This is a genomic window from Mycobacterium riyadhense, assembly GCF_963853645.1.
GTDB lineage: Bacteria > Actinomycetota > Actinomycetes > Mycobacteriales > Mycobacteriaceae > Mycobacterium > Mycobacterium riyadhense.
The window spans coordinates 3,683,865-3,706,162 of sequence record NZ_OY970456.1 but is presented as its reverse complement, the minus strand read 5'-3'; the positions used below and the strand labels follow the sequence as shown (position 1 = coordinate 3,706,162).

The 22,298-nt window shown below is 67.7% G+C and carries 13 protein-coding genes and 1 pseudogene; 13 read left to right on the top strand and 1 reads right to left on the bottom strand.

All coding sequences use genetic code 11. The annotated features are described in order from the left end of the window. The first annotated feature begins 301 nt into the window (after positions 1-301). The 5 genes and pseudogenes from AADZ78_RS16390 (at position 302) to AADZ78_RS16370 (ending at position 9,554) form a co-directional block, all read left to right on the top strand. Positions 302-3,573, top strand: a pseudogene (locus AADZ78_RS16390) (LuxR C-terminal-related transcriptional regulator). Between the two features lie 87 nt (positions 3,574-3,660). Then, complete coding sequence (locus AADZ78_RS16385; protein WP_085250544.1) at positions 3,661-4,518, top strand: TIGR03619 family F420-dependent LLM class oxidoreductase; 858 nt, start codon at positions 3,661-3,663, stop codon at positions 4,516-4,518. Then, a complete protein-coding gene (locus tag AADZ78_RS16380) occupies positions 4,511-5,128 on the top strand; it encodes a TetR/AcrR family transcriptional regulator (RefSeq protein ID WP_085250545.1) in 618 nt (205 codons plus the stop codon). The genes AADZ78_RS16385 and AADZ78_RS16380 overlap by 8 nt, the downstream gene beginning before the upstream one ends. Beyond that, positions 5,128-6,162, top strand: a complete 1,035-nt coding sequence (locus AADZ78_RS16375) for a carboxymuconolactone decarboxylase family protein (protein WP_085250546.1) — start codon at positions 5,128-5,130, stop codon at positions 6,160-6,162. The genes AADZ78_RS16380 and AADZ78_RS16375 overlap by 1 nt, the downstream gene beginning before the upstream one ends. 131 nt (positions 6,163-6,293) lie before the next feature. After that, positions 6,294-9,554 (top strand): helix-turn-helix transcriptional regulator, encoded by a 3,261-nt coding sequence (locus AADZ78_RS16370; protein ID WP_085250552.1) that lies wholly within the window; start codon positions 6,294-6,296, stop codon positions 9,552-9,554. 8 nt (positions 9,555-9,562) lie between these two features. Here the strand turns inward: AADZ78_RS16370 and AADZ78_RS16365 are convergent, their stop codons facing one another. Next, on the bottom strand, positions 9,563-11,107 hold the full coding sequence (locus AADZ78_RS16365; protein WP_204081067.1) for an HNH endonuclease signature motif containing protein: 1,545 nt from the start codon (positions 11,105-11,107) through the stop codon (positions 9,563-9,565). A gap of 181 nt (positions 11,108-11,288) precedes the next feature. On the opposite strand from AADZ78_RS16365, the gene AADZ78_RS16360 reads away from it, so the two are divergent. Genes AADZ78_RS16360 through AADZ78_RS16325 form a run of 8 tightly spaced genes read left to right on the top strand, consistent with a single transcriptional unit; the run spans position 11,289 to position 22,119 of the window. Beyond that, the gene (locus AADZ78_RS16360; RefSeq protein WP_085250548.1) at positions 11,289-12,881 is read left to right on the top strand and encodes a UDP-N-acetylmuramoyl-L-alanyl-D-glutamate--2,6-diaminopimelate ligase; all 1,593 of its coding nucleotides are present in this window, start codon (positions 11,289-11,291) and stop codon (positions 12,879-12,881) included. Continuing rightward, a complete protein-coding gene (locus tag AADZ78_RS16355; protein WP_204081068.1) occupies positions 12,878-14,413 on the top strand; it encodes a UDP-N-acetylmuramoyl-tripeptide--D-alanyl-D-alanine ligase in 1,536 nt (511 codons plus the stop codon). The genes AADZ78_RS16360 and AADZ78_RS16355 overlap by 4 nt, the downstream gene beginning before the upstream one ends. Further along, positions 14,410-15,489, top strand: coding sequence for a phospho-N-acetylmuramoyl-pentapeptide-transferase (gene mraY / locus AADZ78_RS16350; protein WP_085251646.1), 1,080 nt, complete (start codon positions 14,410-14,412; stop codon positions 15,487-15,489). The genes AADZ78_RS16355 and mraY overlap by 4 nt, the downstream gene beginning before the upstream one ends. A 1-nt stretch (position 15,490) precedes the next feature. After that, positions 15,491-16,942 carry a UDP-N-acetylmuramoyl-L-alanine--D-glutamate ligase gene (gene murD / locus AADZ78_RS16345; RefSeq protein ID WP_085251647.1) on the top strand — a complete coding sequence of 484 codons (1,452 nt, stop codon included), beginning with the start codon at positions 15,491-15,493 and terminating at the stop codon, positions 16,940-16,942. Positions 16,943-16,959: 17 nt separating this feature from the next. Further along, positions 16,960-18,504, top strand: a complete 1,545-nt coding sequence (gene ftsW / locus AADZ78_RS16340; protein ID WP_139828857.1) for a putative lipid II flippase FtsW — start codon at positions 16,960-16,962, stop codon at positions 18,502-18,504. Then, positions 18,501-19,718 carry an undecaprenyldiphospho-muramoylpentapeptide beta-N-acetylglucosaminyltransferase gene (gene murG / locus AADZ78_RS16335; protein WP_085251649.1) on the top strand — a complete coding sequence of 406 codons (1,218 nt, stop codon included), beginning with the start codon at positions 18,501-18,503 and terminating at the stop codon, positions 19,716-19,718. Before ftsW ends, murG begins: the two co-directional genes overlap by 4 nt. Further along, entirely contained in the window at positions 19,715-21,193 is a 1,479-nt protein-coding gene (gene murC, locus AADZ78_RS16330) for a UDP-N-acetylmuramate--L-alanine ligase (protein WP_085251650.1), read from the top strand. The genes murG and murC overlap by 4 nt, the downstream gene beginning before the upstream one ends. Continuing rightward, positions 21,190-22,119, top strand: a complete 930-nt coding sequence (locus tag AADZ78_RS16325) for a cell division protein FtsQ/DivIB (protein WP_085251651.1) — start codon at positions 21,190-21,192, stop codon at positions 22,117-22,119. The genes murC and AADZ78_RS16325 overlap by 4 nt, the downstream gene beginning before the upstream one ends. Positions 22,120-22,298 lie beyond the last annotated feature (179 nt).

The window sequence follows — 22,298 nt, the reverse complement described above, 5'->3', positions numbered from 1 at the left end:
CCTGTCGCGTGACTACATCGGCGGTGACGACGGCCACGCCGGACTGATAGGTGGCGCCGGCACCGGAGGTTCGCGCAATATCGGCGGCAAAGGCGGCGTAGCCCAGGCGATCGGCGACGTCGAACCCGATTGCCCCGGCGGAACCGGTAACGGCTGATAAGGATCGCGATGGTAAAGGGTGCTACCCCGCGTCTCTACCGCAACATCGGTGGATTCAGTATTTGCTTACTTGAGCGTGTTTCATGGTTCCACGGTGGGCGGATGCTGGTTAGCATGAGTGCGACTGAGTGGAGCGATGGGCGTGAGCGAGTTGCTGCCGCAGGGCACGGTGACATTACTGCTAGCCGATGTCGAGGGTTCAACACGACTGTGGGAGACCCAACCTGAGGAAATGAACGCTGCGGTCAAGCGCCTCGATGAGGTGCTGACCGAAGTGATCGTGACCCATGACGGAGTGCGTCCGGTCGAGCAGGGCGAGGGCGACAGCTTTGTGATCGCGTTCAGCCGCGCGTCTGATGCGGCGGCCGCCGCGCTGGACCTGCAGCGGGCGCCGCTGGCCCCGCTCCGGTTGCGCATCGGTATTCACACCGGGGAAGTGCGGCTGCGAGACGAGGGCAACTATGCCGGTCCGACTATCAACCGGACCGCGCGCTTGCGTGACCTCGCCCATGGAGGTCAGACGGTGCTCTCGGGGGCGGCCGAGAGCTTGGTCGTGGACCGACTGCCCGACGGAGCATGGCTGGTTGACCTGGGGACGCACCCGCTGCGTGATCTGCCGCGCCCGGAGCGGGTGGTACAGCTATGCCATCCCGATCTTCGTGTCGAGTTCCCGCCGCTGCGGACTTCCAGCGAGGCACTCGCCCATGGTCTCCCGGTACACCTGACGCGCTTCGTGGGGCGCGGCGCGCAGATCAGCGAGGTGCACCAATTACTCACCGAGAACCGGTTGGTGACTCTGACTGGCCCAGGCGGTGTGGGCAAGACACGGCTGTCGGCGCAGCTGGCCGCCCAGTTGGCGGGCGAATTCGGCGGCGCGTGGTTCGTGGACCTGGCGCCGATCACCGACCCCGATCTGGTGCCGATCACGGTGGCGCGGGTACTCGGCCTCCACGACCAGCCCGGCCGCTCCACCACGGACACCGTCGTGCGCCACCTCGGCGCGCGTCGAGCCTTGCTGGTGCTAGATAACTGTGAGCATCTGATCGAAGCGAGCGCGGCCTTGGTGGTGGTGCTTACGGAGGCATGTCCGCGAGTGCGGTTGCTGGCGACCAGTCGTGAGCCGATTCGTGTGCCCGGTGAGGTGAGCTACCGGGTGCCGTCGCTGTCGTTGCGCGATGAAGCTGTCGAGATGTTCAGCTTCCGGGCTCGACGCGTTCGGCCCGATTTCCGCCTGACGGAAGACAATATCGCCGCGGTGACCGAGATCTGCGAACGCCTAGACGGTATGCCGCTGGCAATCGAGCTGGCGGCGGCGCGGGTGCGGGCCCTGACGTTGGCCGAGATCGTGGATGGCCTGCGTGACCGCTTCCAGCTGTTGACCGGCGGTACCGCGCGTACCCTGTCGCAACGCCAGCAGACGCTGTGGGGTTCGGTGGATTGGTCGTACACACTCTTGACCGAACCCGAGCGGATCTTGTTCCGCCGGCTGGCGGTGTTCGTAGGCTGTTTTTCCTCGACGACGCGCGAGCGGTGGTTGGCGGCGGTGATGTGCCGCGCTATCAGGTTCTCGACGGGCTCACGCTGCTCGTCGAGAAGTCGCTGGTGCTGGCCAACGAAACCGCGGGTCGAACCTGTTACCGGCTGCTGGAGACCATGCGGCAATATGCCCTGGAAAAGCTCGACGAGGCCGGCGAGGTCGACGCCGTGCGGGCGCGCCACCGCGACCACTACACGGGATTGGCCGCGCTTCTCGACAACCCGGGCGACGCCGACTATGCACAGCGCCTCGATGATGCCGAGACCCAAATCGACAACCTGCGCGCCGCATTTGTGTGGAGCCGTGAAAATTCCGACACCGACCTGGCCTTGGCGCTGGCGTCCTCGCTGCTGCCCTTGTGGATGACACGCGGCCGCATCCGCGAGGGACGGGACTGGTTTGACGCCGTGCTCGCCTCTGGGAAAGTCCACGTGAATACGCGCCAGGTCGAGGTGGGGGCCGCAGTTCGCGCCCGAGCGCTGGCCGACAAGGCCCTGCTCGACGTCTTTGTCGACGTCGCGACGGGCATGGATCAGGCCCAACAGGCTCTGGCGATCGCGCGCGAGGTGAACGACCCCGCGCTGCTGGCCCGGGCGCTCACGACCTGCGGTTTGATCGCCGTAGCGGTAGCCCGCGCGGAGGCGGCAGCGGAGTATTTCGCCGAGGCGATCGACCTTGCCCGCGCCGTCGACGATCGGTGGAGGCTGGCCCAAATCCTTACTTACCAGGCGATCGACGCGGTCGTGGCCGGTTACCCCATCGCGGCGCGCGCGGCCGCCGAGGAGGGTCGCGAGCTGGCGACGGCGATCGGTAGCCAGTCAGATGCGCTTTGGTGCCGCTGGTGCCTCGGGTTCGCCCAGATGATGCGGGGCGATCTTGCCGAAGCCACTGCGCAATTCGGCGAGGTCGTGGAAGAGGCCGAGGCGGCGCAGGAAATCATGCAGAAGGCAAATAGCGTCCAGGGGCTGTCCATCGCGCTGGCATACCAGGGCGACGTGAGCGCCGCTCGAGCGGCCGCCGACGCGGCGCTCGACGCTGCCGATTTGGGCGAATACTTCGCGGGTATGGGCTACTCAGCATTGGCGACGACCGCCTTGGCCGCCGGTGACGTTGAAACGGCGAAAAACGCGAGCGAGGCGGCCTGGAAGAGTTTAGGTTCGGTCATACCGCAGATTGCGGCGCCGCAGCGCGCTTTCAATGCCCAGGTGGCGCTGGCAGTCGGTGATGTCACCGCGGCCCGCCGTTGGTGCGACGAAGCCGTAAAGGCGCTGACCGGTCGGCACCTGATGGTTGCGCTTGCGACGCGCGCGCGGATCGCGATTGCCGAAGGCAAGCCAGAAGAGGCCGCAAGCGACGCTCATAACGCACTGTGCTGTGCGGCCGACAGCGGGGCATACGTGGATCTCCCGGACGTACTCGAATGCCTCGCCGGGCTGGCCAACGACGCCGGCACGCATACGGAAGGGGCCAGGCTTTTCGGCGCGGCAGAGGCGATCCGGCGGCGCATCGGTGTGGTCCGCTTCATTATTTACCAAGCAGAGTATGAGGCGTCGGTGGCGGCAGTGCGAGGTGCGATGGACCAGAAGGACTTTGACGGCGCGTGGGCTGAGGGTGCGGCAATGTCCATCGAGGAGGCGATCGCCTACGCGCAGCGTGGCCGCGGGTGGCGCAAACGGCCGGCCACTGGTTGGGATTCGCTCACGCCGACCGAATTGGATGTTGTGCGACTGGTGAGCGAGGGACTTGCCAACAAGGACATTGCGACGCGGCTATTCGTCTCGCCGCGGACCGTGCAAACCCATCTGACCCACGTGTACACCAAGCTGGGTTTCACTTCGCGCGTCCAACTCGCCCAAGCCGCGGCCAGCCGCGTCTGAGCGGCAAGGCCGAGCAGTGGGCATTGACAGCGGGTCGCGGCGGTGCCATCGTTAAGTACGAACGTTCGTGCTCTAGAAGGCCAAACGATGCACGTCTCAGTCATGCAGTTCGTTACCGATGCGACGCCGCCCCCGCAGTCGGTCGCGGTATGGGCCGAGGAACGCGGATTCAGGGGCCTTTATGTGCCGGAGAAGACGCACGTGCCGACCAGCCGGGCCACGCCCTGGCCGGGCGGCGAACTGCCGGCGTGGTACCTGCGTTGCTTTGACCCGTTTGTGGCACTTGCTGCCGCCGCAGCGGTGACGACCCGCTTACGCGTTGGGACCGGCACGTGTCTCGTGGGGGTACACGATCCGATTCTGTTGGCCAAGCAGATCGCATCCCTTTGCAGCATGTCCAACTGCCGGTTCGTATTCGGCGTGGGCTTCGGATGGAACGTCGAGGAACTGGCTGACCATGGCGTGCGATTCGCCGATCGAATCGCGGTGACGCTAGACAAGCTCGCCGCCATCCGAGCGCTATGGGCCGACCAGCCGAGGCGCTATGAAGGCGTCTATGCGTCGGTGCCCCCGGCATGGGCATGGCCGAAACCTGCCGTCGAGCCGACGGTGTTGTTCGGCTGTCGGCCTGGCGTGCGAGCCTTCGATGTGATCGCCCGGCACGGCGACGGCTGGCAGCCGATCGAGGGTTACGGCGAGCTCCTTGGAGCGCTGCCGATGCTGCACGCGGCATTCGAACGTGCCGGGCGCGATCCGTCGACCGCGAAGGTTTGTGTGTACTCGTCGGCCGGCGACCCGGTGACCTTGGAGAACTATCGCGCGGCCGGCATAGCCGAGGTGGCCCTGGCGCTGCCCTCTGCGGACCGCAACGAGGTGCTAAGGGCGCTGGACCGGTTAGTGCCATTGGTCGAGGCGTTCGAAGAAGAGGTGCCAAACCATGCCTAGTGCAGCGGCCGGCCGCGCCACCCGCGAGCAGATCCTGCGCGCCGCAATGGATACCGCGTCGGTCAAGGGGCTGTCCGGGCTGTCCATAGGCGAACTTGCTGCGCACCTCGAGATGAGCAAATCGGGTTTGTTTCGGCACTTCGGCGCCAAGGAGCAACTGCAGCTGGCCACCGTCGATGCGGCGATATGTGTGTTCGAGCGAGAGGTGGTTACGCCGGCGATGGCTGCCGCCCCGGGGCGGGATCGGCTGCGCGCGTTGATGTTCGCGTGGGTGAGCTATGTCGAACGTGACGTGTTCCCCGGCGGCTGCTTTTTCGCGGCCGCGGCGGCCGACGTCGACTCACAGCCGGGCCCGGTGCGTGACCGCATCGCCGATGCCGGACAGGCTGGGATCGGCGCCATCATGGCTGAAGTCGAAGCGGCGCAACATCTGGGCCAGATCCGTAAGGAAATCGAAGTCCGCCAGCTTGCATTCGAACTTCACGCCTACGCGATGGAGGCCAACTGGTCCCGTTTGCTGATGGACGACGATCATGCCGGAGACCGGGCACGCGCCGCTATCGCCGCAGCGCTGAGCAGAGCCAGCACCGCCGAGGAGGGAGTCGAATAGTGAGGTTTATCAACCACATTGAGCCCGTTGCGCCGGGCCGAGCCGATGGCGTCGTCGCCGAGGTCTACGCTGAGGCCCGCCGTGAGTTCGGTCGTCTGCCAGAGCCGCTTGTCATGTTGTCGCCGGACGAGCAGCTGCTTGCAGCCGGCTGGGCGACGCTGCGCGAGACACTTCTGGTGGGGCAGGCGCCGCGCGGTCGCAAGGAAGCTGTTGCGGCCGCCGTCGCGGCCAGTCTGCGCTGCCCGTGGTGCGTCGACGCGCATACCACCATGCTGTACGCGGCGGGCGAAACGGACACCGCCGCAGCGATTCTGGCCGGCAAACAGCCAGCCACCGATGATCCCAACGCGTCGTATGTCGCGTGGGCCGCCGGCACCGGGTCACCGTCGGGACCGGCGGCGCCGTTTGGCCCGGATGTCGCGGCCGAATACCTGGGCACCGCGCTGGAATTCCACTTCATCGCCCGGCTGGTCCTGGTCCTGCTCGACGAAACGTTCCTGCCTGGGGGCCCACGCGCCCAACATCTGATGCGCAGGGCCGCGGGGTGGGCGTTCGCCCGCAAGGTGCGCGCGAGCCATCCGCGGGGCATGTCTACGCAGCGGCTCGCTCACCGACCGCTCCCCAGCGATTTCGAGTGGGCCGCGGGCTGTCCGCCGGTGGCGACAGCGTTCGCCGCGTTGAGTCACCGGCTGGACAGCGCGCCGCAGTTGCCCGAAGCCAGCCGTGAAGTCGTGAGGCACGTCGTGGCGTCATGGCGCGGCGAGCAAATGCCGCTCAATAGTGGCTGGACGAGCGAGCACACCGCCGACCTGCCCGCAGATCTGCGCGCAGCTACCCGTCTTGCCCTGCTGACGAGCCTGGCGCCGCATCAGGTGACCGATGCCGATGTCGCCGCCGCCCGACCCCTGCTTGTTACCGACGCGGCGCTGGTCGGTGCGCTGGCCTGGGCCGCGCTTACGGCCGCGCGGCGCATTAGCACATGGATCGGCCGCGACGTTGCCGGGCAAACCCATCGCATCCCGCGGGGAAATTAGACAGCAACTGTCAGCTATTCCACGTCTGCACCACAGCTACGGGATTCATTATCTGATTGGTCCGGTGCGTCTGGTGGTTGCACGGTCGCCGGATGCTGGCTAGCACGAGTGCGACCGAGGAGCGGTGTGGCGTGAGCGAGTTGCTACCGCAGGGCACGGTGACGTTGTTGCTCGCTGACGTCGAGCGTTCAACGCGGCTGTGGGACATCCAACCCGACCAAATGAGCGTCGCGGTCGCTCGTCTCGATCAAGCGGTATCCGACGTTACCGCTGCCCACGGTGGAGTGCGCCCGGTCGAGCAGGGCGAAGGTGACAGCTTTGTGATCGCGTTCACCCGCGCGTCTGACGCGGTAGCTGCCGCCTTGGACCTGCAGCGGGCGCCGCTGGCCCCGATTCGCTTGCGCATCGGTGTGCACACCGGCGAGATCCTGCTACGCAGTGACGGCAACTATGCCGGTGCCACCATCAACCGCACCGCGCGCCTTCGCGACCTGGCTCATGGGGGTCAGACGGTGCTGTCCGGCGCGGCCGAATGCATGGTGGTCGATCGGCTGCCTGATGGGGCGTGGCTGACGGACCTGGGCACCCACCGGCTGCGTGATTTGCCTCGTCCGGAGCGGGTGGTGCAGCTAAGTCATCCCGACCTGCGTGTTGATTTCCCTCCTCTGCGCGCCGCCGATGACGTCGTCACCCACGGTCTCCCGGTACATCTGACCCGTTTCGTGGGGCGCAACGCGCAGATCAGCGAGGTGCACCGGTTGGTCACCGAGAACCGGTTGGTGACTCTGACTGGTGCCGGCGGTGTGGGCAAGACACGGTTGGCGACGCGGGTCACGGCTGAGATCGCGGGTGAATTCGGCGGCGCCTGGTTTGTGGATCTTGCGCCGATCATCGACCCCAATCTGGTGCCGATTACGGTGTCGCGCACTCTGGGCCTGCACGACCAGCCCGGCCGCTCCACGACGGACACTTTGGTGCGTTACCTCGGCGCGCGGCGGGTCCTGTTGGTGCTGGATAACTGTGAGCATCTGATCGACGCCAGCGCGGCGTTGGTGGAGGCCCTCGTGGAGGCGTGTCCGGATTTAAGGTTGCTGGCGACCAGTCGTGAGCCGATCCGGGTGCCCGGTGAGGTGAGCTACCGGGTGCCGCCGCTGTCACTAAGTGATGAAGCCGTCCAGATGTTTAGCTTTCGGGCTCGGCGGGTGCGGCCCGATTTCCGCCTCACCAACGACAACACCGCCGTCGTGGCCGAGATCTGCAGCCGGCTCGACGGTTTGCCACTGGCGATCGAGCTGGCGGCGGCGCGGGTGCGAGCGTTGTCGCTCGACGAGATTCTCATTGGTTTGCGTGACCGATTCCATCTGTTGACCGGAGGGGCACGCACCTGGGCGCGCCGCCAGCAGACGCTGTGGGCCTCGGTTGACTGGTCGTACGCGCTGTTGACCGAGCCCGAGCGGGTCTTGTTCCGCCGGCTGGCGGTATTTGTGGGCTGCTTTTTCCTCGACGACGCCCACGCGGTCGCATGCGAAGTTGAGGTGCCGCGCTATCAGGTCCTCGACGGGCTCACCCTTCTCGTCGAGAAATCCCTCGTGGTGGCCAACGACAGCAGCGGTCGAACGGGCTATCGACTGTTGGAGACGATGCGCCAGTATGCGCTGGAAAAGCTCGATGAGGCCGACGAGGTCGACGCCTTGCGGGCGCGTCACCGGGACCACTACACAACGTTGGCGGCCCGGCTCGACAGCCCGGGCCACACCAATTATGCGCAGTGCCTCGACCAAGCCGAAGCCGAAATCGACAACCTGCGCGCCGCCTTTGCGTGGAGCCGCGAAAACTCCGACGCTGAACTCGCCTTGGCGCTGGCGTCCTCGCTGGAGCCCCTGTGGCTGACCCGCGGCCGCATCCGGGAAGGGCGAGCCTGGTTTGACGCCCTTGTCACCGGCCAGGATGGGCTTCAGCTCGAGAGGGTCGGGGCCGCGCTACGCGCGAGAGCGCTCGCCGACAAGGCACTGCTCGATATGTTTGCCGACGCGGCCGTGGGTATGGATGAGGCCGAACAAGCCCTCGCTATTGCGCGTGAGGTCGACGACCCGGCCTTGCTGTCTCGGGTGCTCACAGCGCGCGGACTGGTCGCCGTGGCGGTTGCCCCCGCGGAGGTTGCCGCGCCCTACTTCGCCGAGGCCATCGGCCTCGCCCGCGCGCTAGACGATCAATGGAGGCTTGCTCAGATCCTTACCTTTCAGGCACTCGATGCCGTCATGGCGGGCTACCCGATCGCGGCCCGCGCTGCCGCCGAAGAAGGGCGCAAGCTGGCCGACTCGATCGGTGACCGGTCCGATTCCCTTTGGTGCCGCTGGTGTCTTGGTTTTGCACAGTTGATGCGGGGTGATCTAGCGGAAGCCGCTGCACAATTCGGCGAGGTGGCGGACGAGGCCGAGGCGGCTCACGAAGTGCTGCACAAGGCCAATGGCCTCCAGGGCCTGGCTTATGTCTTCGCATATCAGGGTGAGCTGGGGGCTGCTCGGGCGGCGGCCGATGCCGCCCTCGAGGCCGCCGAGCTGGGCGAATTCTTCGCGGGCATGGGCCACTCTGCGTTGGCCACGGCCGCGCTGGCCGCCGGCGACGTGGAAATGGCCAAACACGCGAGTGCAGTGGCCTGGCGGAACTTGAATTTGGCCATGCCGCAGTCGGCGGCAGTGCAGCGTGCGTTCAATGCGCGGGTCGCGCTGGTGGACGGCGACCTCGTCGAGGCCCGTCGCTGGATCGACGATGCCCTGCATTCAATGACCGGCCGGCACCTAACGGTGGCGCTGACGACGCGCGCTCGGCTGGCGATCGCCGAGGGCAAGCGAGACGAAGCCGAACGTGACGCTCATGACGCACTCGGCTGCGCAGCCGATAGTGGGGCACATGTGGATCTCCCAGACGTCCTCGAATCGCTTGCCAGTCTTGCCGTCGATGCTGGTAACCGCGTGCTGGCGGCACGACTTTTCGGCGCAGCTGAGGCTTTCCGGCAACGAATCGGCTTGGTCCGCTTTGTGATTCATCAAGCGAGATACGAAAAGTCGGTGGCTGTGTTGCGAGATGGGATGGGTGAGAACGACTTCGACGGTGCCTGGGCAGAAGGTGCAGCGTTGTCAGTCGAGGAGGCGATCGCCTATGCGCAGCGTGGTCACCGCTGGCGCAAACGCCCGGGGACTGGTTGGGAGTCGCTGACGCAGACTGAGATTGACGTCGTACGACTGGTTAGCGAAGGACTGGCCAACAAGGACATCGCGACGAGGCTTTTTGTTTCACCTCGTACCGTGCAAACCCACCTGACCCATGTTTACACCAAACTCGGATTCACATCCCGAGTTCAACTCGCCCAAGCGGCGGTCAACCGCGTCTGAGGTGCTGATCAGAAGGGCGGTGGCTTGTTGCGTTCGGCGACGTGGGCGTCGTTGAGGGCGCGTTCGCATTTGATCCGCTGAGCCAGATCGGCGGCTCGGGTGCGTTGCCTGCGTGGCATCATCACCCCGCGGTCGCCGATAGTAGTTGTGGGGGTTGGTGTTTGGGGTAGGTCGGCGGTAGTGGTGTTCCAGGTGGGAAAGAAGATGCGGCTGCCGGGGTGGGTCGTGTAGGTCCGCCCGTTGGGCGCGGTCCAGATCACCGTGCCGTCAGGCAGTTGCACGTCCTGCCAGCCCGTCCAGAAAGTTTTCAAAAGGTGGTGTTTTCTACAGCCGCACTTGAGATTTGACGGATGCGTCGGCCCCAACGGCCAGGGCGCCGTATGGTCGATGTCACAAAATTCGGCCGGCACATCACAGTAGGGGAACCGGCAGGTCAAATCCCGCATCCGGATGAACTCAGCCAACTTGGCCGACGGCCGGTAGTACGGCTCCGGTGGCAGGTCGCCGGGATGGTGTACGGGGCTGACTTGGGCGCCGCCGCGGATCAGCTCAGCCAGCAGCGGCGCGGGCACCACACCCCCGCCGGCGATCAACCCAGCCGGCGGCCTGACCGACGATGCCGCGGGCAGATCGGGTTCGGGGTCGGGGGCCAACGCCTCGGCCAGGGTCATCTCCGCCGTGATGGGTCGCGACGGGGGCGCCTGCCCCGACATGTGCGAGTCGGGGGCAGCCTCAAGCGCGGCGGCCTCGGCGAGGACGTGGATGAGCACAGCGCTGGCCCGCCCGTCGTCGCCGCTGCCGCAGGGGCAGTCGGGGTTAGCGCATCCGCACGCCAGGCGGTCGGCGCCGGCGGCCAGCGCGCCCAGCGCATCGGCGCGGCGCTGGGCGACGGTGCGCGGGTCGCCGGCACAGACACCGCGGGCCATCTGCGTCAGCCGCCGATCCAACACCGCGGCGTCGGTGGCATACAACCGGCCCCACAGCGCGGCGGTGCCCGCGTCGTCATCGGGGTCGCCAAGACACACGTCACGGCTGCGCGCCGCGGCGCGGGTACGCCGCAACGCACCGGGATCGTAGCGGTCGATCCACCCGTCAATGGCCTGTTCCAATTTCGCCGCCGACAACGGCCCCCACGCGCCGCAATGCTCAGCGATGGCGGCATCGACGAGCCGCTGCGCCTCGGGGTCGCGCACCAGGTAGGTCCGCCACGCGATCACCGACATCAGCCGCTCACTGAGCCGTCCGGCCAAAAACAACGCCGCCACCTTGGGCAGCCGATTCAGCGCCAGGCTCAAATGCATCTGCCCCGACGCCCGACGGTGGCTAAGGCCCAGCGCGGCAGCCACTTCGGCGGCCGCGCAATCCCATTCATCGCAGGCCCAGTTGGCACACTCGTCACTGGCGGTACGCCGACGGGTCAACTCCGCGATCGCCGAGAGCCGCCGGGCCCCGGCAGCGGCCTCGGCGCGGGCACAATCCTCGATCGCCGCCACCAGCGCAGTGTCGTCGGATCCGCGCAGCTCATCCGAGTCCAACAGCGCTACTTCGAACACATGAGCGATACTAGGCGAAGGCACCGACAACATGATGGGAGCTGGTCAGCCCGCCGCGGCGACTTCGGACAGGGATCGGCTGCGCGCATTTGAGGAGTGAAATCGGTATGTACTGCCTGCTGCGGGGGCGTGGGAAGCATCCCTTGGCCTGCTCCAGCTAGGTAGGGTGTCATGGCCGATCATGGCTTCATGCAGCGTCGGACGTCGGACGGAGGTGGTGACCGCGATGGAGTCGGCCCCCTCAGGGTTGCGCCCCAACACCGTAGCCGGCGTGCGACTTGCTGCACTGGCGGCGCGGGTTGACGCGGTGCCGGCCGAAGGCCCTGATCACATCGCAACCCTTCCAAACGTGCCGGTCACCGGCGTGACGCTGCGTGCTCAGGACGTGCGGCCCGGTGACCTGTTCGCCGCCCTGGCCGGCTCGACCACACACGGGGCACGGCACGCCGGGGAAGCAATCGAACGCGGCGCCGTCGCGGTACTCACCGACGCCGCCGGGGTGACCGCGATGGGTGCTCACGCCGCGGCGGTGCCGGTGCTGGTGCATCCCACGCCCCGCAATGTGCTGGGTGGCCTGGCCGCCACCGTGTATGGCCATCCGTCCGAGCGCATGACTGTTGTCGGGATTACCGGAACATCGGGCAAGACCACCACCACTTATATGGTCGAAGCCGGTCTGCGCGCTGGCGGACGAGTCGCCGGTCTGATCGGCACGATCGGCATACGCATCGACGGCGCCGACATCCCCAGCGCGCTGACCACTCCGGAAGCTCCCGCGCTGCAGGCGATGTTGGCGGCAATGTTCGAACGCGGAGTCGACACCGTAGCCATGGAGGTCTCCAGTCATGCGCTGACCCTCGGCCGGGTGGATGGCGCCAAGTTCGCCGTCGGCGCCTTCACCAACCTGTCGCGCGATCATCTCGACTTTCACCCCAGCATGGCCGACTACTTCGAGGCCAAAGCATCACTGTTCAACCCAAAATCGGCGCTGCGCGCGCGCACCGCCGTCGTGTGCGTCGACGACGAGGCCGGCCGGGCGATGGCCGACCGGGCCGGCGACGCGATCACAGTCAGTGCCACCGACCAACCGGCGCACTGGCGCGCCACAGACGTAGCCCCAGTAGGCGCCGGCGGCCAGGAATTCACCGTGATCGATCCCGTCGGCGTGCATCACCGGGTCGGCATCCCGCTGCCAGGGCGCTACAACGTCGCCAATTGCGTTGTGGCGCTGGCGATTCTCGATACTGTCGGGGTCTCCCCGGACCAAGCCGCGGTGGGGCTGCGGGAAGTTCGGGTTCCCGGGCGACTGGAGCAGATCGACCGCGGTCAGGATTTTCTGGCGCTGGTCGACTACGCGCACAAGCCGGAGGCGCTGCGTGCGGTGCTGACCACCTTGCTGCACCCGGACCGGAGGCTGGCGGTGGTGTTTGGCGCCGGCGGCGATCGCGATCCCGGCAAGCGGGCCCCGATGGGTGCGATCGCCGCCAATCTCGCCGATCTGGTCGTCATTACTGACGACAACCCGCGCGGTGAGGATCCCGCCGCGATCCGCCGCGAGATTCTGGCCGGGGCGGCCGAAAGCGGCGGTGCGGCCCAGGTGGTTGAGATTGGCGATCGTCGTGAGGCAATCCGGCATGCGCTCGCCTGGGCGGGTGCCGGTGACGTGGTCCTGATCGCCGGCAAGGGCCATGAAACCGGTCAGCGCACCGGCGGCCAGGTTCGCCCCTTCGACGACCGGGTGGAGCTGGCTAGGGCGCTAGAGGAACGCACATGATCGACCTGACCGTGGCTCAGATCGCCGAGATCGTCGGCGGCGAACTCGCCGATATCACGCCGGAAGACGCCGCGAAACGTCACGTCACCGGGACCGTGGAATTCGACTCGCGCGCCGTTGGTCCCGGCGGCTTGTTCCTGGCGCTGCCGGGTGCGCGATCAGACGGCCACGACCATGCCGCGTCGGCGGTGGCGGCCGGTGCCGTCGCCGTCTTGGCCGCCCGGGCGGTCGGCGTCCCCGCGATCGTTGTTGCGCCCCAGCCGCGTACGGCCGGGGGCGGCCTGGCCGGCGTGCTCGAGCACGACGCCGACGGATCGGGTGCGGCCGTGCTGGCCGCGCTGGCCAGGCTCGCCAAGGCGGTGGCGGCGGAGCTGGTCGCCGGGGGGTTGACCATCATCGGGATCACCGGCTCGTCGGGCAAGACGTCGACCAAGGACTTGGTGGCCGCGGTTCTCGATCCGTTGGGTGAGGTGGTGGCCCCGCCGGGATCGTTCAACAACGAGCTGGGCCATCCCTGGACCGTGCTGCGCGCAAGCCCCAGCACCGACTACCTGATCCTGGAGATGTCGGCGCGCCATCCGGGCAATATCGCCGCGCTGGCCGAGATCGCGCCACCGTCGATCGGAGTGGTCCTGAATGTGGGCACCGCGCATCTGGGCGAGTTCGGTTCCCGCGAGGTCATCGCACAAACCAAATCCGAACTGCCGCAAGCTGTTCCACCATCGGGTGTGGTTGTCCTCAACGCCGACGACCCGGCGGTGGCCGCCATGGCTGACGTCACCGCTGCCCGGGTGGTCCGGGTCAGTCGCGACCATACCGATGACGTGTGGGCCGGCCCGGTGTCGCTGGACGACCTGGCCAGGCCGCGCTTCACGATGCACACCTGCGACGCCCAAGCCGAGGTTCGGCTGGGGGTATTCGGCGACCATCAGGTCACCAACGCTCTGTGCGCGGGGGCCGTCGCACTGCACTGCGGCGCCGGCATCGAACAGGTCGCGTCCGCGCTCGCCGCCGCGGGTCCGGTGTCGCGGCACCGAATGCAGGTGACCACGCGCGCCGATGGGGTCACGGTGATTGACGACGCCTACAACGCCAACCCTGACTCGATGCGGGCGGGGCTGCAGGCGCTGGCCTGGATCGCGCATCGCGGAACCGAGCGGCCGCGGCGGAGCTGGGCGGTGCTGGGGGAGATGGCCGAACTCGGCGACGACGCGATAACCGAGCACGATCGCATCGGCCGGCTCGCGGTGCGCTTAGATGTGTCTCGACTCGTTGTCGTGGGAACCGGGAGGTCGATGAGCGCCATGCACCAAGGTGCGGTCCTGGAAGGGGCGTGGGGCTCGTGGGGGGCTGGGGCTGATAGAGGGGCCGTCAACGTGGCCGACCGCGACGCCGCCCTGGCACTATTGCGGGCTGAAGTGCAACCCGGCGATGTTGTGCTGGTTAAGGCGTCGAACGCGGCCGGGCTGGGCGCACTGGCGGACGCGCTGGTCGCCGAGGGCCCCGAAGAGGGTGGTGCCGCGCATCCATGAGACAGATCCTGATCGCGGTCGCCGTCGCGGTGACTGTGTCCATCCTGTTGACCCCGGCACTGATCCGGTTGTTCACCAAGCAGGGCTTCGGCCACCAGATCCGCGAGGACGGCCCACCCAGCCACCACACCAAACGCGGCACGCCGTCGATGGGCGGCGTGGCGATTCTGGCGGGTATCTGGGCGGGCTACCTGGGCACCCACCTCGCCGGGCTGGCATTCGACGGAGAAGGCGTATCCGCCTCAGGTCTGCTGGTGCTGGGCCTGGCGACCGCGCTGGGCGGCGTCGGATTCATCGACGATCTGATCAAGATTCGCCGGTCGCGCAACCTGGGGCTGAACAAGACGGCCAAGACGGTCGGACAGATCACCGCCGCCGTGCTGTTCGCGGTGCTGGTGTTGCAGTTCCGCAATCCCGCCGGCCTGACACCGGGCAGCGCGGACTTGTCCTACGTGCGTGAGATCGCCACCGTCACACTGGCTCCCGCGCTGTTCGTGCTGTTCTGCGTGGTCGTCGTCAGCGCCTGGTCGAACGCGGTCAACTTCACCGACGGTCTGGACGGGCTGGCCGCCGGCTGCATGGCGATGGTCACCGCCGCCTACGTGCTGATCACCTTCTGGCAGTACCGCAACGCCTGCGTCACCGCGCCCGGCCTGGGCTGCTACAACGTGCGCGATCCACTGGATCTGGCGCTCATAGCGGCCGCAACCGCCGGCGCTTGTGTCGGCTTCTTGTGGTGGAATGCCGCGCCCGCCAAGATCTTCATGGGTGACACCGGGTCGCTCGCGCTGGGCGGCATCATCGCGGGGCTGTCGGTCACCAGCCGCACCGAGATCCTGGCGGTGGTGCTTGGTTCGTTGTTCGTCGCCGAAATCACCTCGGTGGTGCTGCAGATCCTCACCTTCCGCACCACCGGGCGCCGGATGTTCCGCATGGCGCCCTTCCACCACCATTTCGAGCTGGTCGGCTGGGCCGAAACCACGGTGATCATCCGCTTCTGGCTGCTCACCGCGATCACCTGCGGTCTGGGCGTGGCCCTGTTCTACGGTGAGTGGCTAGCCACGGTCGGTGCCTGACGTGCTTGATCCCCTGGTGCCGGATGCGCCAGTGCTGGTAGCCGGAGGCCGGGTGACCGGCCAGGCGGTGCAGGCAGCGCTGACGCGTTGGGGTGCGACGCCAACGGTGTGTGACGACGATCCGGTTATGCTGCGCCCGTACGCCGACCGCGGAGTGGCAACCGCGACACCGTCGGAAGCGAGTCGGCAGATCGCTCAGTATGCGCTCGTGGTCACCAGTCCGGGTTTTCGCCCAGAGGCGCCGCTGCTGGCTGCCGCTGCGGCGGCGGGCGTCCCCATCTGGGGCGACGTGGAGTTGGCTTGGCGGCTGGACGCGGCGGGTTGCTACGGGCCGCCGCGCCGCTGGGTCGTCGTGACCGGCACCAACGGTAAGACCACCACGACGTCGATGCTGCATGCCATGCTGATCGCCGGCGGCCACCGCAGCGTGCTGTGCGGCAATATCGGCAGTCCCGTGCTGGATGTGCTGGATCAGCCCGCCGACCTGCTAGCCGTCGAATTGTCCAGCTTCCAGCTGTACTGGGCGCCGTCGCTGCGGCCCGAGGCGGGCGCGGTGCTCAATATCGCCGAAGACCATCTGGACTGGCATCCGACAATGGACGAATACACCGCGGCCAAAGGTCGGGCGCTGACTGGCCGGGTGGCGGTGGCCGGGCTGGACGACAGCAGGGCGGCCGCGTTGCTGGACGCCGCGCCCGCGCCGGTGCGGGTCGGTTTCCGGCTCGGCGAACCGGCCGCCGGGGAACTCGGTGTGCGCGACGGGCGACTGGTTGACCGCGCCTTTGCCGATGACCTGGTGCTGCTGCCGGTCGCGTCCATACCGGTGCCCGGTCCGGTCGGAGTACTCGACGCCCTGGCCGCCGCGGCGTTGGCCCGCTCGGTGGGCGTGCCCGCCGCCCCGATCGCGGACGCGATCGCAGCGTTTCGGGTGGGCCGGCACCGGGCCGAGGTGGTGGCCGTCGCCGAAGGCATCACCTACGTCGACGATTCCAAGGCCACCAACCCGCATGCCGCCGAGGCATCGGTGTTGGCCTACCCGCGAGTGGTGTGGGTGGCCGGAGGCCTGCTCAAGGGCGCGTCCCTGGACACCGAGGTCGCTCGAATCGCGTCCCGCCTGGTCGGCGCGGTGCTGATCGGGCGCGACCGGGCCGAGGTTGCCGAGGCGTTATCACGACACGCCCCCAATGTCCCCGTCGTGCAGGTTGTGACAGGCGAGGATGTTGAGATGCATGCGACTGCTGAGGTTTTTGTTGCTTCTGTGACAAAAGTTGACGATGCCGGAGAGACAATCGGCACCCGCGTGATGACCGCGGCCGTGGCCGCGGCGAGGAAAATGGCTAAGCCCGGGGATACCGTGCTGCTGGCTCCGGCGGGCGCATCGTTCGACCAGTTCGCCGGGTACGCCGACCGGGGCGACGCCTTCGCGGCCGCCGTGCGCGCTGCGGTCCGGTAGCGGGCGTGGGTAGCGTGCTGGCCCGGCTTCTGAACCGGGACAAGCGCCGGGGCAAGGGCAACGACGAGGTCGCCGACACCGCGGGGGAGACGGAGCCGGCCGAAGTGGGGAAGACGGGTCTCAAAGCCGAGGGTGCGCGCACCCGGTTTGGTGCCTGGCTGGGCCGGCCCATGACCTCGTTTCACCTGATCATCGCCGTCGCTGCGCTGCTGACGACCCTCGGCCTGATCATGGTGCTTTCGGCGTCGGGCGTGCGGTCCTATGACGACGACGGGTCGCCCTGGGTGATTTTCGGCAAGCAGGTGTTGTGGACGGTCGTCGGACTCATCGGGTGCTATGTCTGTCTGCGGATGTCCGTACGGTTCATGCGGCGCATCGCGTTCTCCGGCTTCGCGATCACCATAGTGTTATTGGTGTTGGTGCTGGTACCCGGAATTGGCCATGAGTCCAACGGCTCTCGCGGATGGTTCGTGGTCGCGGGCTTCTCGATGCAGCCGTCTGAGCTGACCAAGACGGCGTTTGCCATCTGGGGCGCGCATTTGCTGGCGGCCCGGCGTATGGAACGGGCGTCGCTGCGCGAGATGCTTATTCCGTTGGTACCGGCCGCCGTCGTCGCGTTGGCGCTGATCGTGGCGCAGCCCGACCTGGGACAGACGGTGTCGATGGGCATCATCCTGTTGGGTCTGCTGTGGTACGCCGGGTTGCCGCTGCGGGTTTTCCTCAGCTCGCTGGCAGCGGTCGTCATCTCCGCTGGGATCCTGGCGGTGTCGGCGGGCTACCGGTCCGACCGGGTGAGGTCCTGGTTGAACCCGGAAGACGATCCTCAGGACTCCGGCTACCAGGCCCGGCAGGCAAAGTATGCACTTGCCCACGGCGGAATCTTCGGCGACGGCCTCGGTCAGGGTGTGGCCAAGTGGAATTACCTGCCCAACGCCCACAACGACTTCATCTTCGCGATCATCGGCGAGGAGCTGGGCCTCATCGGCGCGCTCGGACTGCTTGGGCTGTTCGGGTTGTTCGCCTACACCGGAATGCGGATCGCCCGCCGCTCGGCCGACCCGTTCCTGCGGCTGCTGACCGCGACCACGACGTTGTGGGTGCTGGGGCAGGCGTTCATCAATATCGGCTACGTGATCGGGCTGTTGCCCGTCACCGGCCTGCAGTTGCCGCTGATCTCTGCGGGTGGAACCTCCACGGCCACAACGCTTTCGCTGATAGGAATAATCGCCAACGCGGCGCGCCACGAGCCGGAGGCGGTGGCCGCGCTGCGGGCCGGGCGCGACGACAAGGTGAACCGGCTGCTGCGGTTGCCGTTGCCGGAGCCGTATGTACCGACCCGGCTCGAGGCATTTCGCGACCGCAAGCGCCCACACCCGCAACCGGCCAAGCAGGTGGCCCCCCGCAAGGCGCCCCGACAGCCGGACAAGCCGCTGCGACCGGCGTTACCGCGAACTGCTGATCGGCCGGCCCGTCGATCAAGGCATCATGGATCTGGCCAGCGGTACGCGGGCCAGCGTCCTACAGGGCGCGTTCGCGCGTTGGAAGGTCAGCGTTACGGGTGAATGACTCGGTCAGGCAGCCGGCCGGCGGGCACGGGGTAAGCCCCCGGCCCGCCGGTGCTGCCTCGCCGTCTTTTGAGCCATTGTCGGTCGTCCTCGCCGGCGGCGGCACGGCCGGCCATGTGGAGCCTGCAATGGCCGTCGCCGACGCGCTGACCGCCCTGGATCCGCACGTCCGGATCACCGCGCTGGGGACCGCGCGGGGGCTAGAGACCCGGTTGGTGCCCGAGCGTGGCTACCGCCTCGAGCTGATCACACCCGTGCCGCTGCCGCGAAAACCCAGCGGCGACCTGGCCCGGCTGCCGTCCCGGGTGTGGCGCGCCGTGCGGGAGACTCGGGCGGTACTCGACGTGGTCGAGGCTGACGTCGTCATCGGTTTCGGCGGCTACGTAGCCCTGCCGGCGTACCTCGCCGCGCGCGGTGTACCCAGATTGCGGCGACGGATCCCGGTGGTGATCCATGAAGCCAACGCGCGGGCCGGCCTGGCCAACCGCGTCGGTGCGCGCAGCGCCGACCGGGTGCTCTCGGCGGTGCCGGATTCTGGGCTGCGGCGCGCCGAGGTGGTCGGAGTGCCGGTTCGCGCGGCGATCACCGCGTTGGACCGCGCGGCCCTGCGAGCCGAAGCGCGGGCCCATTTCGGCTTCCCCGACGATGCGCGGGTGCTCTTGGTGTTCGGCGGCTCGCAGGGCGCCGTTTCACTCAACCGAGCGGTTTCTGGGGCGGCCGCCGGCCTGGCCGCGGCGGGGGTTTCCGTGCTGCATGCCCACGGACCCAAGAACGTCTTGGAGCTGCGCACGCCCAACCAAGGTGACCCGCCGTACGTGGCTGTGCCCTATCTGGACCGGATGGACCTCGCCTACGCCGCCGCGGATCTGGTGATCTGCCGAGCCGGCGCGATGACTGTGGCCGAGGTGTCGGCCGTGGGCCTGCCGGCCATCTACGTCCCGCTGCCGATCGGCAACGGCGAGCAGCGGCTCAACGCGCTGCCGGTGGTCAACGCCGGCGGCGGCATGATGGTTGCCGACGCCGACCTAACGCCGGACCTGGTCACTCGCCGGGTGGCCGGGCTGCTCAACGACCCGCCGCGGCTGGCGGCAATGACGTCGGCCGCGGCACAGGTGGGACATCGCGACGCGGCGCGCCAAGTGGCTCAGGCGGCGCTGGATATCGCACGCGCGGCAGCGTCCGGCCGGGCACCCACTGGAGGCAAAGCGTGACCGCCGAGCAGTTGCCGCCCGACCTGCGCCGGGTGCACATGGTTGGCATCGGGGGAGCCGGGATGTCGGGCATCGCTCGCATCCTGCTGGACCGCGGCGGGCTGGTCTCGGGATCGGATGCCAAGGAGTCGCGTGGTGTGCACGCGTTGCGGGCCCGTGGCGCGCTGATCCGGATCGGACACGACGCGTCATCGCTGGACCTGCTGCCCGGCGGAGTCACCTCCGTCATCACGACCCGGGCCGCGATTCCCAAGACCAATCCCGAGCTCGTCGAGGCCCGGCGGCGCGGCATTCCGGTGGTCCTGCGGCCGGTCGTGCTGGCCAAGCTGATGGCTGGGCGCACCACGTTGATGGTCACCGGCACGCATGGCAAGACAACGACGACCTCAATGCTGATCGTTGCCCTGCAGCACTGCGGGCGGGATCCGTCGTTCGCGGTCGGCGGTGAACTCGGAGAGGCCGGTACCAACGCCCATCACGGTAGCGGTGACTGCTTTGTGGCCGAAGCCGATGAAAGCGACGGCTCGCTGCTCGAATACACGCCCAACGTCGCGGTGGTCACCAACATCGAGTCCGATCACCTGGACTTCTACGGCAGCGCCGACGCCTATATCGGGGTGTTCGATTCCTTCGTGGAGCGACTTGCCCCCGGAGGCGCGCTGGTCGTGTGCACCGACGACCCCGGCGCGGCTGCATTGGCCCGGCGCACGGCCGACCTGGGAATTCGGGTGCTGCGGTACGGAGCTGCACCCTCCCAAGGGGGGGAGCCCCTGGCCGCCACGCTTGTGTCGTGGGAGCAGCAGGGCATCGAGGCGGTCGCCCAGATCGAGTTGGCCGGTGAACCGCGCCCACGCGTGATGCGGCTGTCGGTGCCGGGACGGCATATGGCGCTCAATGCGCTCGGCGCGCTGCTAGCCGCGATCGAAATCGGGGCACCAGCCGATGAGGTGCTCGACGGGTTGGCCGGTTTCGAGGGCGTGCGCCGCCGTTTCGAGTTGGTCGGGTCCGCCGGATCGGTACGGGTGTTCGACGATTACGCGCACCACCCAACCGAAATCAGCGCCACGCTCGCTGCGGTGCGCACGGTACTCGAGCAGAGCCGCACCACCCCTTCCGGTCGTTCGCTGGTCGTGTTTCAGCCCCATTTGTACTCGCGGACAAAGGCTTTCGCTTCCGAATTCGGTCAGGCTCTGGATGCCGCTGACCAAGTGTTCGTCCTGGATGTGTATGGCGCCCGCGAACAACCGCTCGCCGGTGTCAGCGGAGCCAGCGTCGCTGAGCACGTCAGTGTTCCGGTGCGCTATGTCGCGGACGTATCCGCCGTCGCCGAGCAGGTCGCAGCGGCCGCCGGTCCCGGAGACGTCATCGTCACGATGGGCGCGGGCGACGTTACCCTGCTGGGGCCCGAGATCGTGACCGCCCTGCGGGTGCGAGCCAACCGCAGCGCGCTCGGTCGTCCGGGGGTATTGCCGTGACCGAACCCAGCGATGGCCCGAACGTAGTCGACGAGAGCGCGCCTACCGAACCGCTCGTCATCGAATCGCAGGACGGCGCGGAGCGGCCCGATCACGCAGAATTCGAGGGGCCGCGCCGGCGCGCCCGCCGGGAGCGTGCCGAGCGTCGCGCCGCCCAAGCTCGCGCTGCGGCGATCGAACAGGCTCGCCGTGAGGCCAAGCGACGAGCCCGCGGCCTTACGAACGACGAGCCCAACCCCCCGAAAACCACTGCGCGAGGGGTCGTTCGAGGGCTCAAGATGCTGCTCGCAACGGTGGGTTTAGCCGTCGTCGGCGTGGTACTGGCACTCGTCCTCTATTTCACGCCGGTAATGTCGGCGCGCAGCATCGTCGTCACCGGCATCGGGGCTGTGACCCGCGAAGAGGTCCTCGACGCTGCCAGCGTGCGGCCCGGGACGCCACTGTTGCAGATCAATACCGACCAGGTCGCCGACCGGGTGGCCGCGATCCGGCGAGTGGCCAGCGCGCGGGTGCAACGTCAGTACCCGTCGGCGTTGCGGATCACCATCGTGGAGCGGGTTCCGGTGGTGGTCAAAGACTTTGCCGACGGTCCGCACCTTTTTGACCGCGACGGCGTCGACTTTGCGAGCGGTCCGCCGCCGCCGGCAGTGCCGTACATCGATGTCGACAGTCCCGGTCCGACCGATCCGCCGACCCTGGCCGCCTTGCATGTGCTGACCGCGCTGCGCCCGGAGGTCGCAGGCCAGGTTGGCCGGATCGCGGCCCCTTCGGTGTCCTCAATTACCCTCACGCTGTCTGATGGCCGGGTGGTGATTTGGGGGAGCGCGGACCGCGCCGAGGAGAAGGCCGAGAAGCTGGCGGCGCTGTTGACGCAGCCTGGGCGGACCTATGACGTGTCCAGCCCCGATCTGCCGACCGTGAAGTAGTTCACGCGCGAACCCCGAAAAATTGCCCGCGGCGCGTCGGCGCGCCTGCGCGGTAACTCCGTCTCGTACCCATACGGTTCTGGTTACGCGGAAGTACTTGACATAACTCTAAATCTATGGTTGAGGTTGAGAGTTTTGCGAGGAGACACACCGCAGCGAGACTCCGAGCCCCCCAGGGA

What these genes read in the sequence shown, in the direction of transcription:
- AADZ78_RS16385 (WP_085250544.1), top strand. Translation starts at nt 3,661, where the DNA reads ATGCACGTCTCAGTCATGCAGTTCGTTACCGATGCGACGCCGCCCCCG.
- AADZ78_RS16380 (WP_085250545.1), top strand. Translation starts at nt 4,511, where the DNA reads ATGCCTAGTGCAGCGGCCGGCCGCGCCACCCGCGAGCAGATCCTGCGC.
- AADZ78_RS16360 (WP_085250548.1), top strand. Translation starts at nt 11,289, where the DNA reads ATGGCTTCATGCAGCGTCGGACGTCGGACGGAGGTGGTGACCGCGATG.
- AADZ78_RS16355 (WP_204081068.1), top strand. Translation starts at nt 12,878, where the DNA reads ATGATCGACCTGACCGTGGCTCAGATCGCCGAGATCGTCGGCGGCGAA.
- mraY (WP_085251646.1), top strand. Translation starts at nt 14,410, where the DNA reads ATGAGACAGATCCTGATCGCGGTCGCCGTCGCGGTGACTGTGTCCATC.